22 protein-coding genes, 3 tRNA genes and 3 pseudogenes are annotated in these 22,179 nt (G+C 66.2%); 11 read left to right on the top strand and 17 right to left on the bottom strand.

Translation table 11 applies throughout. The annotated features are described in order from the left end of the window. Position 1: 1 nt before the first annotated feature. The 3 genes and pseudogenes from M5I08_RS03365 to M5I08_RS03355 form a co-directional block, all read right to left on the bottom strand. Positions 2-664 carry a DUF7158 domain-containing protein gene (locus tag M5I08_RS03365; RefSeq protein WP_219067444.1) on the bottom strand — a complete coding sequence of 221 codons (663 nt, stop codon included), beginning with the start codon at positions 662-664 and terminating at the stop codon, positions 2-4. Positions 665-669: 5 nt separating this feature from the next. Beyond that, the gene (locus M5I08_RS03360; RefSeq protein ID WP_219067421.1) at positions 670-4,848 is read right to left on the bottom strand and encodes a glycoside hydrolase family 38 N-terminal domain-containing protein; all 4,179 of its coding nucleotides are present in this window, start codon (positions 4,846-4,848) and stop codon (positions 670-672) included. Positions 4,849-4,934: 86 nt separating this feature from the next. Then, positions 4,935-5,273, bottom strand: a pseudogene (locus M5I08_RS03355) (endonuclease/exonuclease/phosphatase family protein); the annotation flags it as partial. An 18-nt stretch (positions 5,274-5,291) separates the two neighbouring features. On the opposite strand from M5I08_RS03355, the gene M5I08_RS03350 reads away from it, so the two are divergent. The 8 genes and pseudogenes from M5I08_RS03350 (at position 5,292) to M5I08_RS03315 (ending at position 11,969) form a co-directional block, all read left to right on the top strand. Then, positions 5,292-5,534, top strand: coding sequence for a hypothetical protein (locus M5I08_RS03350; RefSeq protein WP_219067420.1), 243 nt, complete (start codon positions 5,292-5,294; stop codon positions 5,532-5,534). An 80-nt stretch (positions 5,535-5,614) separates the two neighbouring features. Further along, positions 5,615-6,258: pseudogene (locus tag M5I08_RS03345) on the top strand (DinB family protein). A 169-nt stretch (positions 6,259-6,427) separates the two neighbouring features. Continuing rightward, entirely contained in the window at positions 6,428-7,774 is a 1,347-nt protein-coding gene (locus M5I08_RS03340; RefSeq protein WP_219067419.1) for an ABC1 kinase family protein, read from the top strand. Between the two features lie 4 nt (positions 7,775-7,778). Further along, entirely contained in the window at positions 7,779-8,684 is a 906-nt protein-coding gene (locus M5I08_RS03335; RefSeq protein ID WP_219067418.1) for an alpha/beta fold hydrolase, read from the top strand. A gap of 64 nt (positions 8,685-8,748) precedes the next feature. Further along, entirely contained in the window at positions 8,749-9,612 is an 864-nt protein-coding gene (locus M5I08_RS03330; protein ID WP_219067417.1) for a cyclopropane mycolic acid synthase family methyltransferase, read from the top strand. Between the two features lie 151 nt (positions 9,613-9,763). Beyond that, positions 9,764-10,660 (top strand): cyclopropane mycolic acid synthase family methyltransferase, encoded by an 897-nt coding sequence (locus M5I08_RS03325; RefSeq protein WP_219067416.1) that lies wholly within the window; start codon positions 9,764-9,766, stop codon positions 10,658-10,660. Positions 10,661-10,665: 5 nt separating this feature from the next. Beyond that, a pseudogene (locus tag M5I08_RS03320) lies at positions 10,666-10,935 on the top strand (RNA polymerase subunit sigma-24); the annotation flags it as partial. A 170-nt stretch (positions 10,936-11,105) separates the two neighbouring features. Further along, positions 11,106-11,969 (top strand): cyclopropane mycolic acid synthase family methyltransferase, encoded by an 864-nt coding sequence (locus M5I08_RS03315; RefSeq protein WP_304502942.1) that lies wholly within the window; start codon positions 11,106-11,108, stop codon positions 11,967-11,969. Positions 11,970-11,983: 14 nt separating this feature from the next. Here the strand turns inward: M5I08_RS03315 and M5I08_RS03310 are convergent, their stop codons facing one another. From M5I08_RS03310 to M5I08_RS03250, 13 genes are all read right to left on the bottom strand, one after another. Continuing rightward, the gene (locus tag M5I08_RS03310; RefSeq protein WP_219067414.1) at positions 11,984-13,858 is read right to left on the bottom strand and encodes a fatty acyl-AMP ligase; all 1,875 of its coding nucleotides are present in this window, start codon (positions 13,856-13,858) and stop codon (positions 11,984-11,986) included. Between the two features lie 62 nt (positions 13,859-13,920). Continuing rightward, a complete protein-coding gene (rplA, locus tag M5I08_RS03305; RefSeq protein ID WP_219067413.1) occupies positions 13,921-14,628 on the bottom strand; it encodes a 50S ribosomal protein L1 in 708 nt (235 codons plus the stop codon). Positions 14,629-14,700: 72 nt separating this feature from the next. Continuing rightward, positions 14,701-15,129, bottom strand: a complete 429-nt coding sequence (rplK, locus tag M5I08_RS03300; protein WP_219067412.1) for a 50S ribosomal protein L11 — start codon at positions 15,127-15,129, stop codon at positions 14,701-14,703. Between the two features lie 10 nt (positions 15,130-15,139). Further along, positions 15,140-15,937, bottom strand: coding sequence for a transcription termination/antitermination protein NusG (nusG, locus tag M5I08_RS03295; protein WP_219067411.1), 798 nt, complete (start codon positions 15,935-15,937; stop codon positions 15,140-15,142). A gap of 62 nt (positions 15,938-15,999) precedes the next feature. After that, the gene (secE, locus tag M5I08_RS03290) at positions 16,000-16,431 is read right to left on the bottom strand and encodes a preprotein translocase subunit SecE (protein ID WP_219067410.1); all 432 of its coding nucleotides are present in this window, start codon (positions 16,429-16,431) and stop codon (positions 16,000-16,002) included. Between the two features lie 116 nt (positions 16,432-16,547). Beyond that, positions 16,548-16,620 (bottom strand) — tRNA-Trp (locus M5I08_RS03285). 195 nt (positions 16,621-16,815) lie between these two features. Beyond that, the gene (gene hadC, locus M5I08_RS03280; protein WP_219067409.1) at positions 16,816-17,316 is read right to left on the bottom strand and encodes a (3R)-hydroxyacyl-ACP dehydratase subunit HadC; all 501 of its coding nucleotides are present in this window, start codon (positions 17,314-17,316) and stop codon (positions 16,816-16,818) included. Between the two features lie 3 nt (positions 17,317-17,319). Next, positions 17,320-17,748, bottom strand: a complete 429-nt coding sequence (hadB, locus tag M5I08_RS03275; protein WP_219067408.1) for a (3R)-hydroxyacyl-ACP dehydratase subunit HadB — start codon at positions 17,746-17,748, stop codon at positions 17,320-17,322. Continuing rightward, positions 17,735-18,214, bottom strand: coding sequence for a (3R)-hydroxyacyl-ACP dehydratase subunit HadA (hadA, locus tag M5I08_RS03270; protein ID WP_219067407.1), 480 nt, complete (start codon positions 18,212-18,214; stop codon positions 17,735-17,737). Before hadA ends, hadB begins: the two co-directional genes overlap by 14 nt. A 48-nt stretch (positions 18,215-18,262) precedes the next feature. Next, a complete protein-coding gene (gene rpmG, locus M5I08_RS03265) occupies positions 18,263-18,430 on the bottom strand; it encodes a 50S ribosomal protein L33 (RefSeq protein WP_219067406.1) in 168 nt (55 codons plus the stop codon). A gap of 37 nt (positions 18,431-18,467) precedes the next feature. After that, a tRNA-Met gene (locus M5I08_RS03260) sits at positions 18,468-18,541 on the bottom strand. A 67-nt stretch (positions 18,542-18,608) separates the two neighbouring features. Continuing rightward, a tRNA-Thr gene (locus M5I08_RS03255) sits at positions 18,609-18,681 on the bottom strand. Between the two features lie 108 nt (positions 18,682-18,789). Continuing rightward, on the bottom strand, positions 18,790-18,993 hold the full coding sequence (locus M5I08_RS03250; RefSeq protein WP_219067405.1) for a type II toxin-antitoxin system VapB family antitoxin: 204 nt from the start codon (positions 18,991-18,993) through the stop codon (positions 18,790-18,792). Positions 18,994-19,099: 106 nt separating this feature from the next. On the opposite strand from M5I08_RS03250, the gene M5I08_RS03245 reads away from it, so the two are divergent. The 3 genes from M5I08_RS03245 (at position 19,100) to M5I08_RS03235 (ending at position 21,150) form a co-directional block, all read left to right on the top strand. After that, entirely contained in the window at positions 19,100-19,816 is a 717-nt protein-coding gene (locus M5I08_RS03245) for an MBL fold metallo-hydrolase (RefSeq protein WP_219067404.1), read from the top strand. Between the two features lie 63 nt (positions 19,817-19,879). Continuing rightward, positions 19,880-20,446, top strand: a complete 567-nt coding sequence (locus M5I08_RS03240; protein WP_219067403.1) for a DUF8453 domain-containing protein — start codon at positions 19,880-19,882, stop codon at positions 20,444-20,446. A gap of 8 nt (positions 20,447-20,454) precedes the next feature. Beyond that, positions 20,455-21,150, top strand: coding sequence for a crotonase/enoyl-CoA hydratase family protein (locus M5I08_RS03235; RefSeq protein WP_219067402.1), 696 nt, complete (start codon positions 20,455-20,457; stop codon positions 21,148-21,150). A gap of 5 nt (positions 21,151-21,155) precedes the next feature. On the opposite strand, the gene M5I08_RS03230 is transcribed toward M5I08_RS03235, so the two are convergent. Next, positions 21,156-22,160 carry a patatin-like phospholipase family protein gene (locus M5I08_RS03230; protein ID WP_219067401.1) on the bottom strand — a complete coding sequence of 335 codons (1,005 nt, stop codon included), beginning with the start codon at positions 22,158-22,160 and terminating at the stop codon, positions 21,156-21,158. Positions 22,161-22,179: the final 19 nt, after the last annotated feature.

Below are 22,179 nucleotides of genomic sequence, written 5' to 3'. Positions count from 1 at the left end.
CTCAGTGCCGGTGAGTGTTGTCGGGCTGGCGCGGGTCGCCGGGGTGCTCGAATCCCGGTTCCAGCCGGACCAACTCGGCGCGGCGCTCGTCGAGCCAGACCCGGAATGCTCGGCGCCGCGCGGCCGCCCGAAGGTGCTCGGCGATCACGGCGCGCACCTGGTACAGCGGCGGGGCGACGACGGCCGGGGTGCGCCAGCCGTCGCGGTCGGAACCGGTCGCGGCGAACCGCAGCGGGTTCCGGCGGTGGTAGCCCGCCACGTCGTCGTCGCTGACGTCGACCGCGGCGGTGATGTGCGCAAACAGTGCCCGCGCGCGCGGGTCCGACAGCACCGCCGCGGCAATACTGCCGATCTCCAGCCGGGCCGTGGTGTCCGGCAGCAGCTGCGCCTCGCCCGGCGCGCCGTGCGCGGTGACCCCCAGGGCAGCGGCCTGCGCGGCGATCACCCGCTCGGTCACGATCAGCTGAGTCAGCCACCGGCGCAGTTGCCTGCCCTCGCTGCTGCCGGTTGCCGGCAGCGCGGTCGCCAGCGGGCCCTGATGAGCGCTGCGCAGCCGTGCCTCACGTGCGTCGACCTCGTCGACCGGCACCGGGACACCGCCGACCGTCGCCGCCCGCTCGACGATGCCGCCCGCGCGGCGGGGGGAGGAGGCGGGCAATCGCATCTCGATCATCCCGGGACCACCACCTTCGCCGCGGGTGAGTACATCAGTTGGCCGGCGCAGCCGACCCGCACCAGCGCCCACCACTGGCCGGGTTCCACCCACGGCGGCGGGCTCACGTCGAAGCCGAGTTCGACGGTGCCGCGGGCCGGCAGCACCGCGCCGACTGTGGCCGGGCCAACCCATTCCCAGGTTCCCCACGGGCTGATCAGGTGGGCCTCCAAGCTGAGGTCGGCGCACGCGTCGGTGCCGACGGTGACGGTCAGCCGAGCCGAGTCGCCCGCGGCCACCGCGATGTCGGCCGGCCCGTCCACCAACTGCAGCAACCCACCGTCGTCAGCGCCGCCGACCGAGATCATGCACACGTCTTCGACCACCTGACGCCACGCAGGTGGCAGGTCACCGCCGGTGATCTGCAGCTGCGCCCGCACGGGATAGCGGCCAGGATCGGCATCTGCGGGCATCGTCAGCAGCACGTCGGCTTCCGCGTGGTGGCCGGACGGCAGCGTGAAGGGCAGCTCCGCGGGGCTGGCCGACCAGCCGGGCGGGCATATCAGCCTGACCGTGCCGGCCAGCTCTGCGTCGCAGCTGTCGCTGACCGCGGTCAGGCGCAGCGAGATGTCGGCGCCCGCGGCGGCGGTCAGCCGGTGCGGGTGCAGGTGGGCCACCGCGGGTAGCCCGCCGAGCGGGGCCGGCCCGCGGTTGTGCAGCCAGTACCGCGCATACAGCGGCACAGAGGTCTCGGCCTGCGGCGCCAACTCCGCGTCGCCGCTGTCGAGCAGCCGGGGCACGGTCAGCTGCGCCAGCGCGGTGGAGATCTGGTAGCCGTGCAACGTGACGAGAGGCCGACTGCGAGATCTCGGCCGGGGCCGCTCCAGAAGGTCGGCCGGATGCAGCTCGGACACCGTGCCCAGCGGCGAGCGCACGACGACATCAGCGTCCCCTCCGCGGGTTTCGACCAGCCGGATGGCCACGCGGCCCGGGTCGACGGGCTGGGCGCTGCCGCGTGCCAGCGGGTTGCCCGCCGCCTTGAGCGCGGCCAGTTGCACCGCGCCGGCCGGGTCGACCTGCAGCAGCGAACCGGTGACCGGCAGCCCGCCGCATCGCCCGGGCGCCGTCACAGCCAGCAGTGGGTGGGAAAACTCCGCGCTGCGGGCCGGGATCTCGGCGTGCCGCCAATCGCCGGCGCCGCAGACCAGCGCGTAGTCGAAGACGTGCGTCCAATGCTGCAGCTGGAAGTTCGAGCCGTCGGGCGCGGTGCGGCGCGGCTCGTCGATCCAGACGCCGGACGGCCAGCCGCTGCAGGACCGCATCAGCGCGGTGTGCAGCGTGCCGTCGGTCTCGACGGCGAAGCTGGGCACACCGCGGTTGAGCAGCGCCACCGTATGCGGCTCGAAGCGCTGCAGGCCCGACGGGGCGTGCTGGCTGACGGCGATCTCGGCGTCGACGAGGTCGTCGGCCACCGCCGCGATCGCGGGCCCGAGACCGGCGTCCTCGCGACTGGCGATCACCAGCACCGGCAGCGCCCGCAAACCCCGCAGGTCTGCGCCGGGGATCCAGCCGGCCGCCAACGGCGCCGCGGCCGGCACCCACACCCTGGCCCGGCCGGTGTCGGCAAGCTGCCGCTCGACCTCGGCGGTGTAAACCGGATCGGCGGCGGCCAGCACGGCCTTGGTGAAGGCGTTCTGGCTCGGACCGCCCAACGCGATGCGGGTGTCCGGCAGGTTCGAGTCGACGCCGAGGTGGCCGTATCGCGGCTTGTCGGCGCTGCCGCAGGTCGCCGTGACCCCGGCGCGCACCAGCGCGACCATCAGGTCGCGCGCCAGCAGGCCGCCCATCGGCTCGGTCGGAGCGACCACCTCGGCCACCGACACCGCGCGCACGCCGTCTGCAACGCGCACCCGCGCCGCCGAGGACAGTCCGAACCAGCCGTAGGCCGGGTTGTCCAGCGTCCAGGGGTAATCGGCGGTGTCCACGGATTGAGAGCCCGAATGAGGGTTGTGCAGCAACGCGAAACCGCGCCCGACGACGGCGTCGCCGACTTCGCTGACCGGCATTGCGCCCGGCACGGGGCATGGCCAGCGCAGTCGCAACAACTGGTCAGCGTCGGCAAAGTCGTCGATCGTGGTGCTGCAGTCCACCCGGTCGACGCCGTGCCACAGCGTCAAAGTTTGGGTATAGCGCAGTAACTCGCCGATCCGGCCCGCTATGACCAGCCGCTGGCCCAGGGGGCTGTGGTAAGCCCGTACCTCCGCTTTGCTTTCCGACGAGCTGACCACCGGCCCGTTGGGCAGCAGGTGCCACGGGCCTTCGCCGCCGGTGGGGTGCGCCGGGTATTCCTGGTAACCGGCTAGCTCGTTGCCCACCCGGCCCTCGGCGATCAGCTGCCTGCCGTCGTGCATCAGCGACGACACCCCGCCGCCGCGGGCCGGGTCGACCGCGAGCCGGTAGTGATCGTTCGCAATCTGCATGCCGCGCAAGGGTTTCCATGCTGTCACGGTATCGGCGGCGACCAGCCGGTAGGCCCGCCAACCCAGTGAGGCCACATCGCGCGCCAGCCAGCTGACCGATCGTCCGTCGTGCTCGACAAGTGCGGGCAGCTCCGCGCCGTCGTGGTCCAGCACCCGCACCCCGGGACCGACGGGAACCGCAAGCCGGACGGTAGCCACATCGGTTCGGTGGTGCGCCAACGGATTCCATACGACAACATCGCCATCCACCGCGCTAGACAGCAGCGCCAGCGAGTTGTCGCGAGCCGCGCGGCCCAGCTCCCACGCGTCGCGCCAGCCGGTCAGCAAGTCGAGGTAGACCTGGTCGGACTCCGAGCCGGTGATTGCGTCATGGTGCGCGCCATAGACCAGCTGCACCCACGCCTTGGCCAGCGCCGCCTGCGGGTAGTCGGCGCCGGCCAGCAGCCCGGCGAACACCGCGAACTTCTCGGCGTCCAAGACGGCGTTCTCGGCGGCCCGGTTGGCTTGTTTGGTGTCGATGAACGACACGTCCTTGCCAGTGTAGATCGGGTTCATGTCCCGGGTTTGCGGCGACGGCGCCAGCGCACGGGCGTCTAATTCGGTTCGCACCGCGGCGAAGAACTCACTCGGCAGCGCGCAGACGAACCGCGGCCAGGTGTAGCGCGAAGCCCAGTCCCGGTGAATCTCGGTGACCCACTTGTTCGGTGGGGTGTAGTCGGTGCCGACGGGTAGTAGCACGTTGCGGGTCAGGGCGACCTTCTTCAACTCTTCGAATAGTCCGTAGGTCGCCTGTTCGGCCTGCGCCAGCGACGGCGCGTCGTCCATCCCCCAGCCAGCCCCGTAGTGCGCGGGCATGTAATGGGTGAGCAGCCCGCGCCCGGACGGCGCGATCCATTCGAACTCGCTGCAGAACTGCATGCCCGCCACGCCGACCTCGCTGTGCATGGGACCCCACTGATGGTGCGGTCCACGGGCCCACGAGCTCGATGTCAGCCCCGCGTCGGCGGCCATGCCCGCAAACTGCGGATCGTGGCCGAATACGTCGAGCTGCCAGGCGGTGGCCGGCTTACCCCCGAGCACGTCGCGCTGAAAGCCCATGCCGTGCACCAGGTTTCGGATTGTCGTCTCCGGGCTGGTGAGGTTGGTGTTCGGTTCGTTGTAGGTGCCGCCCATGATCTCCACCCGGCCTTGCGCGATCAGCCGTCGCAGATCGGCGCGGTCCTCGGGATAGGTGTCCCAGTACGGCTTGAGGTAGTCGACTTCGGCGAGCACGAATTTGTACTCGGGTTCACGCCGGGCCATCTCCAGGTGCGCGTGCACCAGCTCGAAGCCGTTGCGGCGCCTGCCCGGCGGATCCTGTCGCCACATGCTGGTGTAGGCGCCCTGGGTGTTCCACCACACGGGGTCGTAGTGGAAGTGGCTGATCATGAACATCGTCCAGCCGGGTTCGGCGACGGTGAACGCGAACGGGGTGCTGCCGCCATCGACGTGCACCTGCGCGGCCCGCCGTTCGCCGACGACCGGATGCTCGAGGGCGACAGGCACCTCGACGACGTCGTCACCGATGCGTGCCAGCGTCTGTCCGCTCAGGCCGTCGCCGCCGACCCGGACCAGCGTCGGCTCGGTGCCGCCGCTCACGCTCACCCGCGCCACCTGCAGCGGCGCGTCCGGCGGCCCGACGAAAAGCTCCGTCGACTCCGCCGAAATCACCTGCACTCCCGCACCCTACGACGCCGGACGGGCGCCGTGTCGCGTCCTCACCGACGCGACACGTCGATGATCAGCGCCCGATGATCCGAGATCGGCAGCGTCGGCGCCGAACACGCGTCGGTGTCGAACCGGGACAGCAGCGCAATCCCGTAGCTCGCGATGCCCGGCTGCTCGCGGCCGGTCGCAGCCATCCACGTTGCGCCCGGAGTGCCGGAAATGGCGGCGACGAATCGGTGGCTCACCGCGCCCATCGCCTCGGCCGCGACCGCGGTGAGATCGGCCATCGCCGAGCGGGGCTGGTCGCAATCGACCTCCTGCAACGCCAGCACATCGGCATCGAGCCGCCGCACACAATCCGCCAACCGGTCGACGTCGACCTGCCCGTCGTCGATGTTGCGCCCGTGCAGGATGTTGAAGGTGGCCATCCGCATGGGTACTACCTACCCACCATGACGGCCGACGGATCATCGGTGTTCGCCCGCAACGACGAGCTGCGTGAAGCGTTGCGGCGCGCCGCGTCGGCGCTCGCGGCCAACGGACCCGAGTTCGCGCTCGACTTCGGGCCGTTGCTGCCGGCAGTGCGCGCGGTCCGCGAGCAGGTCGATTGGGAACGGGTTCGCGCGGACACCGCCGACAATGACTTCGCTGTGGCGTTTCTGGCGCTCATCGATCGGCTTGGTGTCACGGCGTGACGGCACGTCGAAGCCGCCCGCGATCGTGAAGAACAGAGTGGGCGCGAAGCTCTCTTCGACCCCGATCGAAAGGACCGGCAATGCCCGCCCTCGCCTCGCCCGTGACCGACGAACGCAGCGCCCTGCGCGAATACTTGGTGTTCCACCAGAGCGCCTACTTCGCGGTTGCCTACGGCCTCACGGACGAACAGGCCCGCCTGACGCCGACAGTCAGCAAATTGTCGATCGGCGGGCTGGTCAAGCACGCCACCGGTATGCAGCGCGCCTGGATGGCACGCGTCGCCGCGACGCCCGGCGCGCCGCCGCGCGACACCCGGTCGTTCGAGGAGATCGCCAGGGACTTCGGGGACCAGCATGTGATGCGGCCCGACGAAACACTGGCCGGGCTGCTGGCATCCTTCGAGGCCGAAAACGCGAAATCGCTGCGGCTGGTCCAGACCGCCGACCTGGATGCCGCGGTGCCGGTGCCGACCGACCTGGACGCCGCGGTGCCGGTGCCGACCGACATTCCCTGGTTCCCCAAGGACCTCGAGGCGTGGTCGGTCCGATGGGTGATCCTGCATGTGATCAACGAGCTGGCTCGCCACGCCGGCATGCCGACATCATCCGGGAAAGCATCGACGGCGCCACCATGTACGAGCTGATCGCCGGGCTGGAGAACTGGGAGCCCCGGCCGTGGGTAAAGCCCTGGAAAAAGTCAGCGGGCAAGAATGCTGACTCGTAGCGGTCTGGCCCGCCGCGATACCCCGGACGGTGCGCCCTGCCGCGAGCGTGCGCGTCTGTACGGCGACACGCCGCGCTGGACGCACAACCATGCACGCTCGCGGCCGAGCACCCAACGCCGTGACCTACTTGATTCGGTACCGACCTGGGCGATTTGAGACACTGCACGAATGAGTTCCAACACCCACCGCGAAGTAGCCAAGCTTGACCGGGTGCCGTTGCCGGTGGAAGCGGCCCGCATCGGCGTGACGGGTTGGCAGCTGACCCGCACCGCCGCGCGCGTCGTCACCAAGCTGCCGGGCAAGGGCCCGTTGCAGCAAAAGATAGTCAAGCAGCTGCCGCAAACCTTTGCCGACCTCGGCCCCACCTATGTCAAGTTCGGGCAGATCATCGCGTCCAGCCCGGGCGCATTCGGTGAGGAGCTGTCGCGTGAATTTCGCTGGCTGCTCGACCGGGTGCCGCCGGCCAACCCAGACGAGGTGCACAAGCTGCTCGCCGAGGAGCTCGGCGCCGACCCGTCGGAGCTGTTCGCCAGCTTCGAAGAGCAGCCGTTTGCCTCGGCGTCCATCGCCCAGGTGCACTACGCCACCCTGCACACCGGCGAGGACGTCGTGGTCAAAATCCAGCGGCCGGGCATCCGTCGGCGCATCGCCGCCGACCTGCAGATCCTCAAGCGCTTCGCGCAGGCTGTGGAGCTGGCCAAGCTGGGTCGCCGGTTATCCGCCCAAGATGTCGTCGCCGACTTTTCCGACAACCTGGCCGAGGAGCTGAACTTCCGCCTCGAGGCGCAGTCGATGGAGGCCTGGGTATCCCACCTGCACGCCTCACCGCTGGGCCGGGGCATCCGGGTGCCCCAGGTGTATTGGGATCTGACCACCGACCGGGTGTTGACGATGGAGAGCGTGCAGGGCATCCGCATCGATGACGTCGCCGCCATCCGCAAGGCCGGGTTCGACGGCACCGAGCTGGTCAAGACGTTGCTGTTCAGCCTCTTCGAGGGCGGTCTGCGGCACGGCCTTTTCCACGGCGACCTGCACGCCGGCAACCTCTACGTCGACGAGGCGGGCCGCATCGTGTTCTTCGACTTCGGCATCATGGGCCGCGTCGACCCGCGTACCCGCTGGCTGCTGCGCGAGTTGGTGTATGCCCTGCTGGTCAAGAAGGACCACGCCGCGGCGGGCAAGATCGTCGTGTTGATGGGCGCCGTGGGCACCATGAGGCCCGAAGCTCAGGCCGCCAAGGACCTGGAGAGCTTCGCCACCCCGCTGACCATGCAGACGCTGGGCGACATGTCGTATGCCGACATCGGTCGGCAGCTCTCCGCGTTGGCCGACGCCTACGACATCAAGCTACCCCGCGAACTGGTGTTGATCGGTAAGCAGTTCCTTTACGTGGAGCGGTACATGAAGCTGCTGGCGCCGCGATGGCAGATGATGTCCGACGCGCAGCTCACCGGCTACTTCGCTAACTTCATGGTCGAGGTCAGCCGCGAGCACCAATCCGACGTCGAAGTGTAGATCATTGGAAATCCGAAGCGGCACAGCACGTTCCGGCGAACTGGACATTTACTACGAGGACATGGGCGACCCCGGCGACCCGGCCGTCCTGTTGATCATGGGGCTGGGTTCGCAGCTGTTGCTGTGGCGCGACGGCTTCTGCGAGAAGCTTGTCGCCGAAGGTCTGCGGGTGATCCGCTACGACAACCGCGACGTCGGCCTGTCCAGCAAAACCGAACGGCGCCACACCGGCGGGGCGCTTGTCCCCCGGATGCTCAAGTTCTGGCTGGGCATCCCCGGCGACGCGGACTACCGCCTGGAAGACATGGCCGACGACGCCGCCGCGGTGCTCGACCACCTCGGCATCGACCGTGCCCACATTGTCGGCGCCTCGATGGGCGGCATGATCGCCCAGATCTTCGCCGCACGGTTCCGCGCGCGAACCCGGTCGCTGGCGGTGATCTTCTCCAGCAACAACCAGGCGTTCTTGCCCCCGCCTGACCCGCGCGCACTGTTCGCGGTCCTCAAGGGGCCGCCACCCAATTCGCCGATCGACGCGATTGCCGACTACTCCGTGAAGGTCTGGCGGATCATCGGCAGCCCCGACTACCCCGCGACCGAACAGCGGCTGCGTAACGACGCGATCGAGGCCTACGAACGCTGCTACTACCCGAGGGGCATCGCCCGGCATTTCAGCGCGATCATCGCCAGCGGCAGCCTGCGGCGCTACGACCGGCAGATCAGCGCACCCACCGTGGTTCTGCATGGCCGCGCCGACAAGTTGCAGCGCCCGTTCGGCGGCCGGGTGGTGGCCCGCGCGATCCGTGGCGCCCGGCTGGTCTTGATCGACGGCATGGGCCACGACCTGCCCGAGCAGCTGTGGGATCGGCTGATCGGCGAACTGACCACCACGTTCGCCGATTCCGTCTGACCTGGCCGATCGACTACCATGACTTGCGGGTACCGGGGGGAGAACCAGAAAGGCGCACGCCGGCGTGGCGGGAAAACTCAGGCCACATTTCGAAGACGTCCAGGCGCACTACGACTTGTCTGACGACTTCTTCCGGCTTTTCCTGGATCCGAGCCAGACGTACAGCTGCGCTTACTTCGAGCGTGACGATATGACACTGGAAGAGGCCCAGCGAGCCAAGGTCGACTTGGCCCTGGGCAAGCTCGGTCTTCAGCCCGGCATGACACTGCTCGACGTGGGCTGCGGCTGGGGTAGCACGATGCGCCGCGGGATCGAGAAATACGACGTCAACGTCATTGGGCTGACCCTGAGCAAGAACCAGGCCGCGCACGTGCAGAAGATGTTCGGCGAGCTGGACAGCCCGCGTACCAAGCGGATCCTGCTGGCCGGCTGGGAGGAGTTCGACGATCCGGTGGACCGGATCGTCTCAATCGGCGCCTTCGAGCACTTCGGCCACGACCGCTACGACGACTTCTTCGCCATGGCCTACAAAGCGCTGCCGGACGACGGGGTGATGCTGCTGCACACGATCACCGGTCTGACCGGCCCGCAGATGGTCGAACGCGGCATGCCGCTGACCTTCGAGCTGGCCCGGTTCATGAAATTCATCGTCACCGATATCTTCCCGGGTGGCCGGTTGCCGTCGATCGAGAAGGTCGAGGACCACTCGTCGAAGGCCGGCTTCAAGCTGACCCGCCGGCAGTCGCTGCAGCCGCACTACGCCAAGACCCTCGACCACTGGGCCGCCGCGCTGCTGGCGCACAAGAGCCAGGCCGTTGAGATCCAGTCCGAAGAGGTCTACGAGCGCTACATGCGTTATTTGACCGGATGCGCTAACGGATTCCGGGTGGGATACATCGACGCCAACCAATTCACACTGGAGAAATAGCCGCCCGCGGCACCACAGAGAGCGTGGGCTGCCTCCAGTGCTACACGATGCCGGGTATTGTGCTCTCACTACTCGCGTGTTGTGCAGCTGGCGAGCACGCAACCCGGTTGAGGCAACACTGCAGAGCACGAGGAAGGGCGACGAAACGCTGATGCCTGATAAGCCAGCAACTGGAGCGAAGATGCCGGTGCACTTCGAGGAGATCCAGGCCCACTACGACCTGTCCGACGATTTCTTCCGCCTGTTCCAAGACCACAGCCGGACCTACAGCTGCGCCTACTTCGAGCCGCCCGACCTCACACTCGAGCAAGCCCAGATCGCCAAAATCGACCTGCACCTGGACCGGCTGGACCTGCGGCCGGGCATGACGCTGCTGGACATCGGCTGCGGTTGGGGCGCCACCATGAAACGCGCGATCGAGAAATACGACGTCAACGTCGTCGGGCTGACCCTGAGCAAGAACCAGCGCGCCTACTCCGAGCAGCTGCTTGACAACATCGACACCGGCCGCTCACATCAGGTCCTGCTGCGCGGCTGGGAGGAATTCACCGACCCCGTCGACCGGATCGTCTCCATCGAGGCCTTCGAGCACTTCGGCTTCGAGCGTTACGACAACTTCTTCAACAACTGTTTCAACATCATGCCCGACGACGGGCGGATGACGGTGCAGAGCAGCGTGAGCTATCACCCCTACGAGCTGAACGCGCGCGGCAAGAAGCTGACGTTCGAGACGGCTCGGTTCATCAAGTTCATCCTCACCGAGATCTTCCCCGGTGGCCGCCTGCCGTCGACCAGCATGATGGTCGCGCATGGCGAAAAGGCCGGTTTTGTCGTGCCGGAGCCGCTTTCGCTGCGCCACCACTACATCAGGACGCTGCGGATCTGGAGCGACGCGCTCGAGGCCAAGGAAGCCAAGGCCATCGAGATCACCTCCGAAGAGGTCTATCAGCGCTACATGAAGTACCTTCGCGGCACCGAGTACTACTTCAACGACGACATGCTGGACGTCAGCCTGGTCACCTACCTCAAGCCAGGCGCGGCGGCTTAAATTTAGATTCGCCAGCGGCCCGGGCGAATAGAGCGCTGGCAGTTGGCTTTCGCGACGGCCCGGATGCGGGCCTGGCGGCGCTGGAGGAGGCAGCGCACGATCCGCGACCGGCCCGGTCCAACCTGGTCGCGTCGATGCGCGCCGACTTACTGCGACGGGCCGGACGGCACACCGACGCCGTGATCTGGTTTCGCACGGGGTTGGCGTCCAATGGTTCCGAGCCGGGCCGCGACTACCTGCGTCGACGCATCGCCGAGCTTTCGCCGCCGAGTGGCCAGTCATGGCGCGACCGCCCGACAACCGCGCACCCGGGGGCTGATGGGCGCAGTCGGCTGGCTATGATCGCCAGGTCATCGCGCGCGGCCGTGGTGATGCACCGTGTAGCCGACAAATGGCGGCATGCGGTCGCCAGCAATCTCACCTCAAGATGGAGAACCCTACAGCAGTGGCGAAATTCAAGCCGAAGTACGAAGAGCTTCAGTCGATCTACGACATTTCCAACGAGTTCTTCGAGCTGTTCTTGGGGCCCACGATGGGCTATACCTGCGGCTACTACGAGAGCAAGAACACCACCCGCGATGAGGCGCAAAACGCCAAGTTCGACCTTGCGCTGGGCAAACTGGACCTGCAGCCGGGAGCTACCCTGCTCGACATCGGGTGCGGCTGGGGCGGCGGGATGGCGCGCGCGCTCGAAAACTACGACGTCAACGTGATCGGACTCACCCTCAGCGAACGTCAGCGAGAATATGCGATCGCCAAGCTGGCCAAAATTCCGACCACCCGCAACGTCGAGGTGCGGCTGCAGGGCTGGGAGGAATTCGACGGCAAGGTCGACCGCATCGTGTCGATCGGCGCGTTCGAGCACTTCGGCCGGGACCGCTATCCCGCCTTCTTCGAGATGGCCTATAACGCGTTACCGGAAGACGGCCGGATGCTGCTGCACACCATCACCACGCTCAGCGGCTCGGACGAGGCTCAGCGCAATGGCCTTCCGCTGACCCTCGAATTGGCCCGGTTCGTCCTGTTCATCATGAAAGAGATCTTCCCCGGTGGGCAGTTGCCGTCGCCGCCGATGCCCGGGGAATACGCGACTGCGGCAGGGTTTGCCGTGACCCGGGACGACGAAATAGGGCCGAATTACGTTCGGACACTGCAGGATTGGGCGGCGGCGTTGGCGGCGCACCGGGTCGAGGCCATCGCGGCCCAGTCGCAGGAGATTTACGACCGCTACGACAAATACCTCAACGGCTGCGTCCGGTTATTCCGCGAGGGCTATACCAGCGTTCATCAATACACGCTGCAGAAGTAGCCCGGCCGCACGCCTCAGCCCCGGCCCCGTACGCGCAACTCGCCGTTGACGTATTGCGCGCGACACGCGCGACGCGCCAGCTTGCCGCTGGTGGTGCGCGGGATAGCGCCGGCCGGCACCAGCAGCACATCCGACAACGGCAGGCCATGCCTGCGCGACACCGCCGCCCGGATGGCGTCGGTTACCGGTTGCAGATCAATGCGGCCCGCGCCCGGCGCCCGTTCGGCAACGACGACCAAACGCTCGCCGGCCTCATCGCCTCGCGCTCCCCGCACCCGGTTCGCCGGCACCGAAAACGCCGCGACGTAACCCGATCGCACCGCCGACGACGCCTGCGCCGCGGTGGCCTCGATATCCTGCGGATAGTGATTGCGGCCGTCGACGATGATCAGATCCTTGATACGCCCAGTGATGTAGAGCTCACCGGCGAGGTAGACGCCGAGATCACCGGTCCGCAGCCAGGTGGCCTCGCTCGGCGCCCCGTCCGCATGGCTGCCTGCTGGCAGTGGGCGCTGCAGCTTGTTGCCGAACACCCGCTCGGATTCTTCGGGGCGTGCCCAGTAACCACGGCCGATATTGTTGCCGTGCAACCAGATTTCGCCGACCTCACCGTCGGGTAGTTCCGCCTCGGTATCGGGGTTGACAATGACACCCCACTGACTGCGGGCGATGCGGCCGCAGGATACCTGCGCGATGGCGCCCCGCGCATCCGGCGAGAGCCGAACCGCGCGCCCGGCGCCCAACTGGTCGCGGTCCAAATAGACGACGGTTGCCCCGGCGGCGGGATCGATGGTCGACACAAAAAGGGTCGCTTCGGCCATGCCGTATGACGGTTTTATCGCCGTGCTCGGCAATCCATACGGGGCAAACGCCGCGTTGAACTTCGCGATCGAGTGAATGCTTACCGGTTCGGAGCCATTGATCAGCGACACCACGTTGCTCAGCTCGAGATCCTCGCCGGCGTCGGGAAGCCCGCGCTCAGCGGCCAGCTCGAACGCGAAATTCGGAGCCGCCGCGAAGGTGCGGCCGTGCGCAGCCTCCGCTGCCAGCTGGCGGATCCAGCGCTGTGGCCTTCGGACGAACGCGATCGGCGACATGAGCGTGACTTGGGTGCCGAATACCGCCACGCACACGATCATCAGCAGGCCCATGTCATGGTAGAGCGGCAACCAGCTCACGCTGCGGATGTCCCAGTCCATGCCGGTCGAGATCACCATCTGCAGCACGTTGGTGCCGACCGCCCGGTGGGTGATCTCCACACCGGCCGGGGCCCGCGTCGAACCTGAGGTGTACTGCAAATACGCGATGTCGTCGGTGTCGAGATGAACCGGGGCGAACGTGACGCCCACCGTGTCGGGGATCTCATCGATCGCGATGACCCGCGGCCTGCGACTGCGCGGCAGCGACCGCACAAACTCTGCAACCGCCGCACCCGCGGCGGCGGTGGTCAGCACCACCGCCGGCTGGGCATCGCCGAGCACCGCGTTGAGCCGCTCCGCATGCCCGGGCAACTCCGGCGCGAACAACGGCACCGCGATGTTCCCCGCCTTGATCGCGGCGAAGAAACCGACAATATAGTCGATGCTCTGCGGCGCCAGTATCGCCACGCGATCACCCCGGGACGTCACCTGCTGGAGGCGAGCACCGATGGCCCGCAACCTGATGCCCAGCTGGGACCAGGTCAAGTTGACGGCTTTACCGTCGGGATGCTCGGTGTAATCCAGGTAGCGGTAAGCAACGGCATCGCCGATGTTGGCGATGTGGCGATCCAGAAACGTCACCAGGCTGACGCCTGGCGGCAAGACGATGCTGCCCTCCGCATCGAGGTAGTCGGTCAACTCCGGCCGATTTCCCCGACCGACACCATCGCTTCCCGAGGCACTTCCCATGAGGAAAGTCTAAGAGACGGTGGAGTTCTACCGTCGGTGACCCGCGGTGGAAATCCCGGTGATTACGCCTCGGCGACGTTGCGGGTGATCGACGGGTCGACCGGGATACCCGGGCCGGTGGTCGTCGACACCGTGACCTTCTTCAGGTAGCGGCCTTTCGACGACGCCGGCTTGTGCCGCAGTACCTCGTCGATCGCCGCGCCGTAGTTCTCTGCGAGCTGCTTCTCGTCGAATGACGCCTTACCGATGATGAAGTTCAGATTGGCCTGCTTGTCCACCCGGAAGTTGATCTTGCCGCCCTTGATGTCCGACACCGCCTTGGCGAGGTCGGGAGTAACCGTGCCGGTCTTGGGGTTGGGCATCAGGCCGCGCGGGCCGAGGATCCGCGCGATCCGGCCGACCTTGGCCATCTGGTCAGGCGTAGCGATCGCGGCGTCGAAGTCCAAGAACCCGCCCTGGATCTTCTCGATCAGGTCGTCGCTGCCCACCACGTCGGCGCCCGCCGCGACGGCCTCATCGGCCTTGTCTCCCACCGCGAACACGGCCACCCGGGCCGTCTTACCGGTGCCGTGCGGCAGATTGACCGTGCCGCGGACCATCTGGTCGGCTTTGCGCGGGTCGACACCGAGCCGGATCGCCACCTCGACGGTCGAGTCCTGCTTGGTCGACGACGTCTCCTTGGCCAGCTTGGCGGCTTGCAGCGGGGTGTAGAAGTTGCTGCGGTCCACCTTCTCGGCAGCGGCGCGATACGCCTTGCTGTTCTTGCTCATTCGATATCCAATCTGATGTTGGGTTGTGGTCGATAAAGCGGGCCGAAGCTGGCCCTCCCACGGACGCCCGGTCTATTCGACGGTGATCCCCATCGACCGGGCGGTCCCGGCGATGATCTTGGCGCCGGCCTCGACGTCGTTGGCGTTGAGGTCGGCCTTCTTGGTCTCGGCGATTTCGCGGACCTGATCCCACGTCACCTTGGCGACCTTGTCCTTGTGCGGCTCGGCCGAGCCCTTGCCCACGCCCGCAGCCTTGAGCAGCAGCTTGGCCGCCGGCGGCGTCTTGAGGGCAAACGTGAAGCTGCGGTCCTCGTACACGGTGATCTCGACCGGGATCACGTTGCCGCGCTGGTTTTCCGTCGCGGCGTTGTACGCCTTGCAGAACTCCATGATGTTGACGCCGTGCTGACCGAGCGCCGGTCCCACCGGCGGCGCCGGGTTGGCCTGGCCGGCCTCGATCTGGAGCTTGATCAGCCCGGCGACTTTCTTCTTCGGAGCCATGGGGTCCTTCCTAGATCTTCGAGACCTGGTTAAAGGTCAGTTCCACAGGTGTTTCGCGGCCGAAGATCGACACCAGCACCTTGAGTTTCTGTTGTTCGGCGTTGACTTCGCTGATCGACGCCGGCAGCGTGGCGAACGGCCCGTCCATGACGGTGACCGATTCGCCGACCTCGTAGTCGACCTCGACCACCGGACGTTGCAGACCGCCGTCGCCGGCCGCGGCGGCAGTACTGGCCGCACCCTTGGCGGGTTTCTTGGCTGCGCCCTGCGGCGACAGGAACTTCACCACGTCGTCCAGCGAGAGCGCCGACGGCCGCGAGGTCGCACCGACGAACCCGGTGACGCCCGGGGTGTTGCGCACCGCCGACCAGGAGTCGTCGGTCAGGTCCATGCGGACCAGGATGTAGCCGGGCAGCACCTTGCGGTTGACCTGCTTGCGCTGGCCGTTCTTGATCTCGGTGACCTCTTCGGTGGGCACTTCCACCTGGAAGATGTAGTCACCGACGTCCAGGTTCTGCACGCGGGTCTCGAGGTTGGCTTTGACCTTGTTCTCGTATCCGGCGTAGGAGTGGATCACATACCAGTCGCCAGGTTTGGTCCGCAGCTCGGCTTTCAGCGCAGCAGCCGGGTCGACCTCTTCCGGCCCCTCGGCTGCCGGGGCTTCCTCGGCCGCAACGTCATCCACGGACACAGCAGCGTCGTCGCCCGCCGCCTGTGGGTCGGCTTGCGCCTCGGCCGCAACCTCGTCTAACGCCGCTGCGATGTCGACCGCGTCACCCGCGGACAGATCGCCGTCGGAGGTCGTCACGGTTACTCAGTCCTTCCTATACACATCAGCACATCGGCACCTCAAGCTCATGGGATTCGGCCTCAGCCGAACACCACCAGTACCAGCTTCGCCAGGCCCAGGTCCACCAGGCCGATCAACGCCACCATGAATATCAGGAAGGCCAGCACCACCGAGGTGTAGGTGCCCATCTGCTTGCGGTTGGGCCAGATGACCTTCCGCAGCTCGGCAATGACCTGCTTGAGGTAGTGGTAGACGTAGACGATCGGGTTGGTCGACTGCGCGCCCGATGTGCGGGCCTTCTTGGCTTTCTTGCCCGCCTCGTCGTCTGCGGCGCTCTCGGTGAGCTCGACTGCACCGGACGAGCTTTCGTCGTCGGTGTCGTCGGCATTGACTCGCTGGCGGGATCGCTTGCCTGTCGGGCGCTGCGGCCGCGTCACCACTGCCGTTCGTCCGCCGTGGTCCTCGGCTTCGCCATCGGCTGCGGCGTCGGCATCGTCGCGTTCGTCGCTCACCGCATCTCCTTCGTTCCGCTTCGTGTTCTGGTGATCACCTTCCAGTGTCCACCACCTATCTACCTATGTCCGGTTCCTCCTCGGGCCGTTACGGCCCGCATCGTCGCCGGACGCGGCAGGGGCGACAGGACTTGAACCTGCAACCTGCGGTTTTGGAGACCGCTGCTCTGCCAGTTGAGCTACGCCCCTTCGCCGGTTGGCAGGCCAACCTGCTGGTGCCGGGGCTTTCCCCGGTGAGCCGCTCCTCCACATCGCATTGCTTGACGCATCGTCGCCGGCTCGCACATTTACGCGCGCGCAATCCGCGGTTTGACTTCGGATGCTCGCTGGTAATGGGAAAACCCCGAGGTCCGAGTGTACATCGGGCCACGTCTCAGAGACGAATCACGCTGTCCTGACGACCTGCCCGGACTCCATGTCCCACTTGAGCTGGACCGAGTCGCTGCCCTCATGGCCCATCACCGTGGTGTAGGCCTCCAGCACCACCTCGCCCGCCTGATTGGTGCAGATATTGCGGGTGACGACGATGTCGGCGCCGAACCGCTCCTGGACGGAGTGCACTTCCATCCGGGCATGCAGCACGTCGCCGGCAAGGATCGGCTTGTGGAAGACGAAGCGCTGATCGACCTGGACGATATGCATCGTGTCGTAGCCGGTATCGACCTTCCGCATGAAGTCCGCCTGGACCAGCTGCCCAAAAATCGTGGTGAACGTCGGCGGCGCGACGACCCCGTCGTACCCGAGTTCGGCGGCCGCCTCCTGATCCAGACAGGCAGGGTCGTCGGCCTTGACCGCCTTGGCGAACTCGCGCACCTTCTCACGGCCCACCACGTAGGTGTCCGAGTATTCCCACACCATCCCGCGGATGTCGGTATTGATCGCCACCCGTTACGCCAACGTCGCTGACGCGACGGCCCGGCCGAAGATCTTCTTGCCTCCGGCGGTGGCGGTCAGCGCGATCGTCACGGACTTGGTGTCGGGATCGACCGACTTCACTCGACCGTTGAAGATGATCTCCGCGCCCTTGCCGTCATTGGGCACCGGCACCATCGCGGTGAACCGGACGTTGTACTCGGTCACCGCCCCGGGATCGCCAACCCAGGAGGTGACGTAGCCGCCGCCAAGGCCCATGGTCAACATGCCATGCGCGATCGCGGTGTCCAGTCCCACCTGCTTGGCGATCTCGTCATCCCAGTGAATCGGGTTGAGGTCACCGGAGACCCCCGCGTAGTTGACCAGATCGCCTCGAGTCAATGGATACACCTTCTCCGGAAGCTGGTCTCCCACCTTCACCGAATCGAACTCACGCCGTGGCATTGCTGAAACCCTCTTCCCCTTCTTCACCGGCACGACCCGCCAAGATCGTGTAGGCCTCCTGGACGGTGTCGCCGTTGTCGTTGGTGATGGTCTGCTTGGTCATGATGATGTCCGCGCCGTGTGCGCGCCGCACCGACTCGATGGACACGTCGCAGTACAGGCGATCGCCGGCCTTGACCGGTTGCAAGAACTTCAGTGTCTGGTCAACCTGGACGATCTGCGCGTCGTCGGTCGCAATGTTGGCCTCCTCGAAGCACGCCGCCATAGCTTTATAGCCGAAGACGGAGATGAACGTCAGCGGCGCCGGGAGCGTGGCGTAACCGAGCACAGCGGCGGCCTTTTCCTCGTAAAACGCCGGCTCGTCGTTTTTGACGGCGGTCGCGTACTCCCGGATCTTCTCCCGCTCCACCTCGTAGTGATCGGGGTAGCGGTAGTGCCTGCCGACCAGTTCTTTGCTCAACGACACAGCTCTGAAACCTACCTAGTCCCGCTGGATAATGGCTCGCAGGCGGCGTCAGCGCGTTTCGCGGTGAACCTGGTGCTTGCCACAGTTCGGGCAGAACTTCTTCAGCTCGAGCCGGTCGGGATCGTTGCGGCGGTTCTTCTTCGTGATGTAGTTGCGGTGTTTGCACGCCTCGCAGGCCAAGGTGATCTTGGGCCGTACGTCGGTACTGGAAGCCACGTCGGTTCTCTTTCCGGGTCGTCTCGTTGTTGTGTTGTAGCGATGGCCGGACTCGAACCGGCGACCTAACGATTATGAGTCGTTCGCTCTAACCGACTGAGCTACATCGCCTCGGGGCCGCTCTACCTCATTTCTGAGGCCTTCTTGATGTGGCCGCCTGCCTGCTCGGCGTCCGCCGAGCCCCCTAACGGAATCGAACCGTTGACCTTTTCCTTACCATGGAAACGCTCTACCGACTGAGCTAAGGGGGCGCACCCGTAGCGACCAGTCGAGCCGTGCCGCGGGCCTAGAAGAGGGTACAGCCTGGCCTGCGAAGGCACCAAACCCAGCGACTTTCGCACAAATGTCGGCAGCCGGATTCACCCGGCGTTGTGCGCCCGGCGCGGATCCAGCGCGGCGAGACCGAACGGATCGTTCTCGTCCACGTCGGCTTCCGAGTCGGCAACCAGCAGCGATCGAAGCGCAAGGTTGACAGCTTCGCGGGGGCTGCGCACGCGATACCGCTGCATGGCCTCATCCAGAAGAGTCTGATCAATCTCGATCTCAACCTTGACGAATCTCATCTTCCCTCCTTACCCGCTCAACGACCTCGCCAACCGTCGAAGAGGTAGCAGCGCCGTCGCGGCACCACCGCGACACCCCGAACAACGCGGGCCGTAGGCTGAGTAAATGCCTGCTTCCGACCGGCTGTATTTCCGTCAACTTCTCGCCGGCCGCGACTTCGCCAAGGGCGACGGGTTCGCTTCCCAGATGCGCAACTTCGCGTACTTGATCGGAGACCGCCAGAGCGGCGACGCCCTGGTGGTGGACCCGGCATACGCCGCCGGCGATCTGCTCGACGCGTGCCAGGCCGACGGCATGCGCCTGTCCGGGGTGCTGGTCACTCACCACCACCCCGACCATGTCGGCGGCTCGATGATGGGCTTCGAACTCAACGGCCTGACCGAGCTGCTGGAGCGGGTCAGCGTACCCGTCCACGTGAATTCCCATGAGGCGCTGTTTGTTTCGCGTGTTACCGGCATCAGCATGGGCGACCTCACCCAACATGAGCATGGTGACAAGGTCAGCGCCGGCGACATAGAGATCGAGTTGCTGCACACCCCCGGTCACACGCCGGGCAGCCAATGCTTTCTGCTCGACGGCCGGCTGGTTGCCGGTGACACATTATTTCTGGAGGGCTGTGGCCGCACCGATTTTCCGGGCGGCGACTCCGACGATATGTTTCGCAGCCTGCAAAAACTCGCCCAGCTGGCTGGTGATCCGACGGTGTTTCCGGGACACTGGTACTCGCTGGAACCGAGTGCATCGTTGTCGGAGGTCAAGCGTTCCAACTATGTCTACCGCGTCGCTGAGCTCGATCAGTGGCGAATGTCAATGGGCGGCTGAACAAGCATTTGCGGGCCGTCCAGCGAACGTTCTCGCCCGGAAGCGCTGTGATATAAGCGAAGGATGAATTCTTCGATGGCGTGGATCGAAGATCGTTGGCACCAGGTGGCGGGCGCGACGTCCGGCACCTGGCTGGCATGGGCCGTCTGGGCTATGGCCATTCTCGGTGTAATCGCGCTGCTCTACGCCAACCTGCAAATCCGTCGTAACCGTCGGCTGGCAACCGAACAGACCCGGCCACACGTCGGGATGTTCATGGAGCCGCACGCCGCTGACTGGCACCTGATCGAGCTCGTCGTGCGCAATTTCGGCAAAACCGCGGCTTACGATGTGCAATTTGCGTTTCCGCACGCCCCGACCGTCGCCGAATACGAAAACGCCAGCAACGGATACGCCGACGTCGTCGAGCTGGAACTCCTGCGCAGCCTGCTGACCTATTCCCACCACGCCACCAAGGAAACTCGCGCCGACGTTTTCCGCAGCGAAATCGCACGGACGAACCGCGCGGTGGAAGAAACCAAGGACCGGTGGCGCACCCGTCAGATCGACGCGCCGCCGACCGACGTCAGCCTGCGTCGGGGTGACGCCCGAGCTGAGCTGGGCAAACACTGCGGCGAGCGAGCGGTCTAGCCACGTCCATGAGCGATCCGGTCACCTATCGCCTCGACGACGCCCTCGCATTCATCACCATGGACGACGGCAAGGTCAACGTTCTGGGCCCCACCATGCAGCAGGCGCTCAACGAAGCACTCGACGACGCCGACCGCGATGACGTCGGCGCGGTGGTGATCGCCGGAAACCACCGGGTGTTCAGCGGTGGGTTCGACCTGAAAGTCTTGACGTCCGGCGAGATCGAGCCCGCGATCGACATGCTCAGGGGCGGCTTCGAGCTGACCTATCGGCTGCTGTCCTACCCGAAGCCCGTGGTGGTGGCCTGCACCGGCCACGCCATCGCGATGGGTGCGTTCTTGCTGGCCAGCGGCGACCACCGGGTGGCGGCACCCGCCTACAACATCCAGGCCAACGAGGTCGCGATCGGTATGACGATCCCGTACGCGGCGCTGGAGGTGATGAAGCTGCGGCTGACGCGGTCGGCCTACCAGCAAGCCACCGGGCTGGCCAAGACGTTCTTCGGTGAAACCGCAATCGCCGCCGGCTGGCTCGACGAGATCGTGCTGCCCGATATGGTGCTGCACCGCGCCGAGGAAGCCGCACGGGAATTCGCGACCCTCAAGCAGCACGCGCACGCCGCGACGAAGCTGCGGGCCCGGGCCGATGCGCTGGCCGCGATCCGCGCCGGGATCGACGGGATGGCGGCCGAGTTCGCGGTTTGAGTTGCTCAAATTGGTCGGCGGAACCGCTCGAGGTATTGGGTGAAGTTCCAGGTGGACAAAAACGCGACCGTCTGGTTGTAGCCACGTCGGTAGAGCGCTTGCCTCTGCTTTTTGGAGATCTTGAAGTCGAGAAACCCAACGTCGTTCGAGTCGACCCGGATCGCGCGTGCACTGACCCAGGGCCGGTTCAGGTAGGCCTGGTCACGGCCGACGATCATCGTGGTGATCAGGGCTTCGAGCAGGCTCGGCCCCCCGAACCAATGCAACGGCGCTAACGACGGAATCACCTTGTCGTTGCCCTGCGGAAGATTCGGCAACACGGTCACCCCAAATGTCGGCCAGCGCGGCGCTTTGTCGTCCGTGCGGTCAAAGGTGTCCAGCGGGAAGTTCGACAGCATCCCGCCGTCGACCAACGTGGACGTCAAGCCCTCGGTGCTGGTCAGCTTGACGGTCTTGAAGAAAAACGGGATCGACATCGACGCGCGGACCGCATCGGCGACCTCCTGCTCGTCGGGGTCCATCCCATAGAGCCGGTGATAGTCCCACGGCAACCGCACCAGTTGGCCGGTGGTCACGTCGGCCGCGGTGACCACCAGCCGGTAGCGCCGCTCCGGCGGCAGATTGGCGTCGTCGAAGGCCAGGTCGCCGAAGGTGCGCACGCCAAGGTCTCGCAGCTGCGAACGAATCCACTCACGCGCGAAATCGCCCTTGTACAACCCATTTCCGTTCAGCAGGTCCAACCCCGTGCCGAGCAGCGGAACCTTGGTGAAGGGCTCTCGGTCGAGGAATTTGCGATAAGGCAACGTCATCGCGATTTCCTTGACCTCGTAGGGAGTCAACTGGTCGAAGCCGGCGGCCAAGACAGCGCTGACGATCGCGCCTGCGGATGTGCCGGAGACACGCGGAATGGTGTAGCCGGCTTCCATCAGCGCGACGACGGCGCCGACCAACCCGATGCCTTTGACGCCGCCACCGGACAGGACGAGGTCAGCCTTCAGTGGAGCGGTCATCAGCCCGACTGTAGTCGCC

This window comes from Candidatus Mycobacterium methanotrophicum, assembly GCF_023515995.1.
In the GTDB taxonomy this organism is placed as follows: Bacteria; Actinomycetota; Actinomycetes; order Mycobacteriales; family Mycobacteriaceae; genus Mycobacterium; species Mycobacterium methanotrophicum.
The sequence above is the reverse complement of the archived record's forward strand: the minus strand, read 5'-3'. Positions and strand labels throughout refer to the sequence as shown.

What these genes read in the sequence shown, in the direction of transcription:
- M5I08_RS03230 (WP_219067401.1), bottom strand. Translation starts at nt 22,160, where the DNA reads ATGACCGCTCCACTGAAGGCTGACCTCGTCCTGTCCGGTGGCGGCGTC.
- M5I08_RS03240 (WP_219067403.1), top strand. Translation starts at nt 19,880, where the DNA reads ATGAATTCTTCGATGGCGTGGATCGAAGATCGTTGGCACCAGGTGGCG.
- M5I08_RS03350 (WP_219067420.1), top strand. Translation starts at nt 5,292, where the DNA reads ATGACGGCCGACGGATCATCGGTGTTCGCCCGCAACGACGAGCTGCGT.
- M5I08_RS03235 (WP_219067402.1), top strand. Translation starts at nt 20,455, where the DNA reads ATGAGCGATCCGGTCACCTATCGCCTCGACGACGCCCTCGCATTCATC.
- M5I08_RS03250 (WP_219067405.1), bottom strand. Translation starts at nt 18,993, where the DNA reads ATGAGATTCGTCAAGGTTGAGATCGAGATTGATCAGACTCTTCTGGAT.
- M5I08_RS03365 (WP_219067444.1), bottom strand. Translation starts at nt 664, where the DNA reads ATGCGATTGCCCGCCTCCTCCCCCCGCCGCGCGGGCGGCATCGTCGAG.
- M5I08_RS03325 (WP_219067416.1), top strand. Translation starts at nt 9,764, where the DNA reads ATGCCTGATAAGCCAGCAACTGGAGCGAAGATGCCGGTGCACTTCGAG.
- hadB (WP_219067408.1), bottom strand. Translation starts at nt 17,748, where the DNA reads ATGCCACGGCGTGAGTTCGATTCGGTGAAGGTGGGAGACCAGCTTCCG.
- M5I08_RS03340 (WP_219067419.1), top strand. Translation starts at nt 6,428, where the DNA reads ATGAGTTCCAACACCCACCGCGAAGTAGCCAAGCTTGACCGGGTGCCG.
- M5I08_RS03310 (WP_219067414.1), bottom strand. Translation starts at nt 13,858, where the DNA reads ATGGGAAGTGCCTCGGGAAGCGATGGTGTCGGTCGGGGAAATCGGCCG.
- rplK (WP_219067412.1), bottom strand. Translation starts at nt 15,129, where the DNA reads ATGGCTCCGAAGAAGAAAGTCGCCGGGCTGATCAAGCTCCAGATCGAG.
- M5I08_RS03245 (WP_219067404.1), top strand. Translation starts at nt 19,100, where the DNA reads ATGCCTGCTTCCGACCGGCTGTATTTCCGTCAACTTCTCGCCGGCCGC.
- rplA (WP_219067413.1), bottom strand. Translation starts at nt 14,628, where the DNA reads ATGAGCAAGAACAGCAAGGCGTATCGCGCCGCTGCCGAGAAGGTGGAC.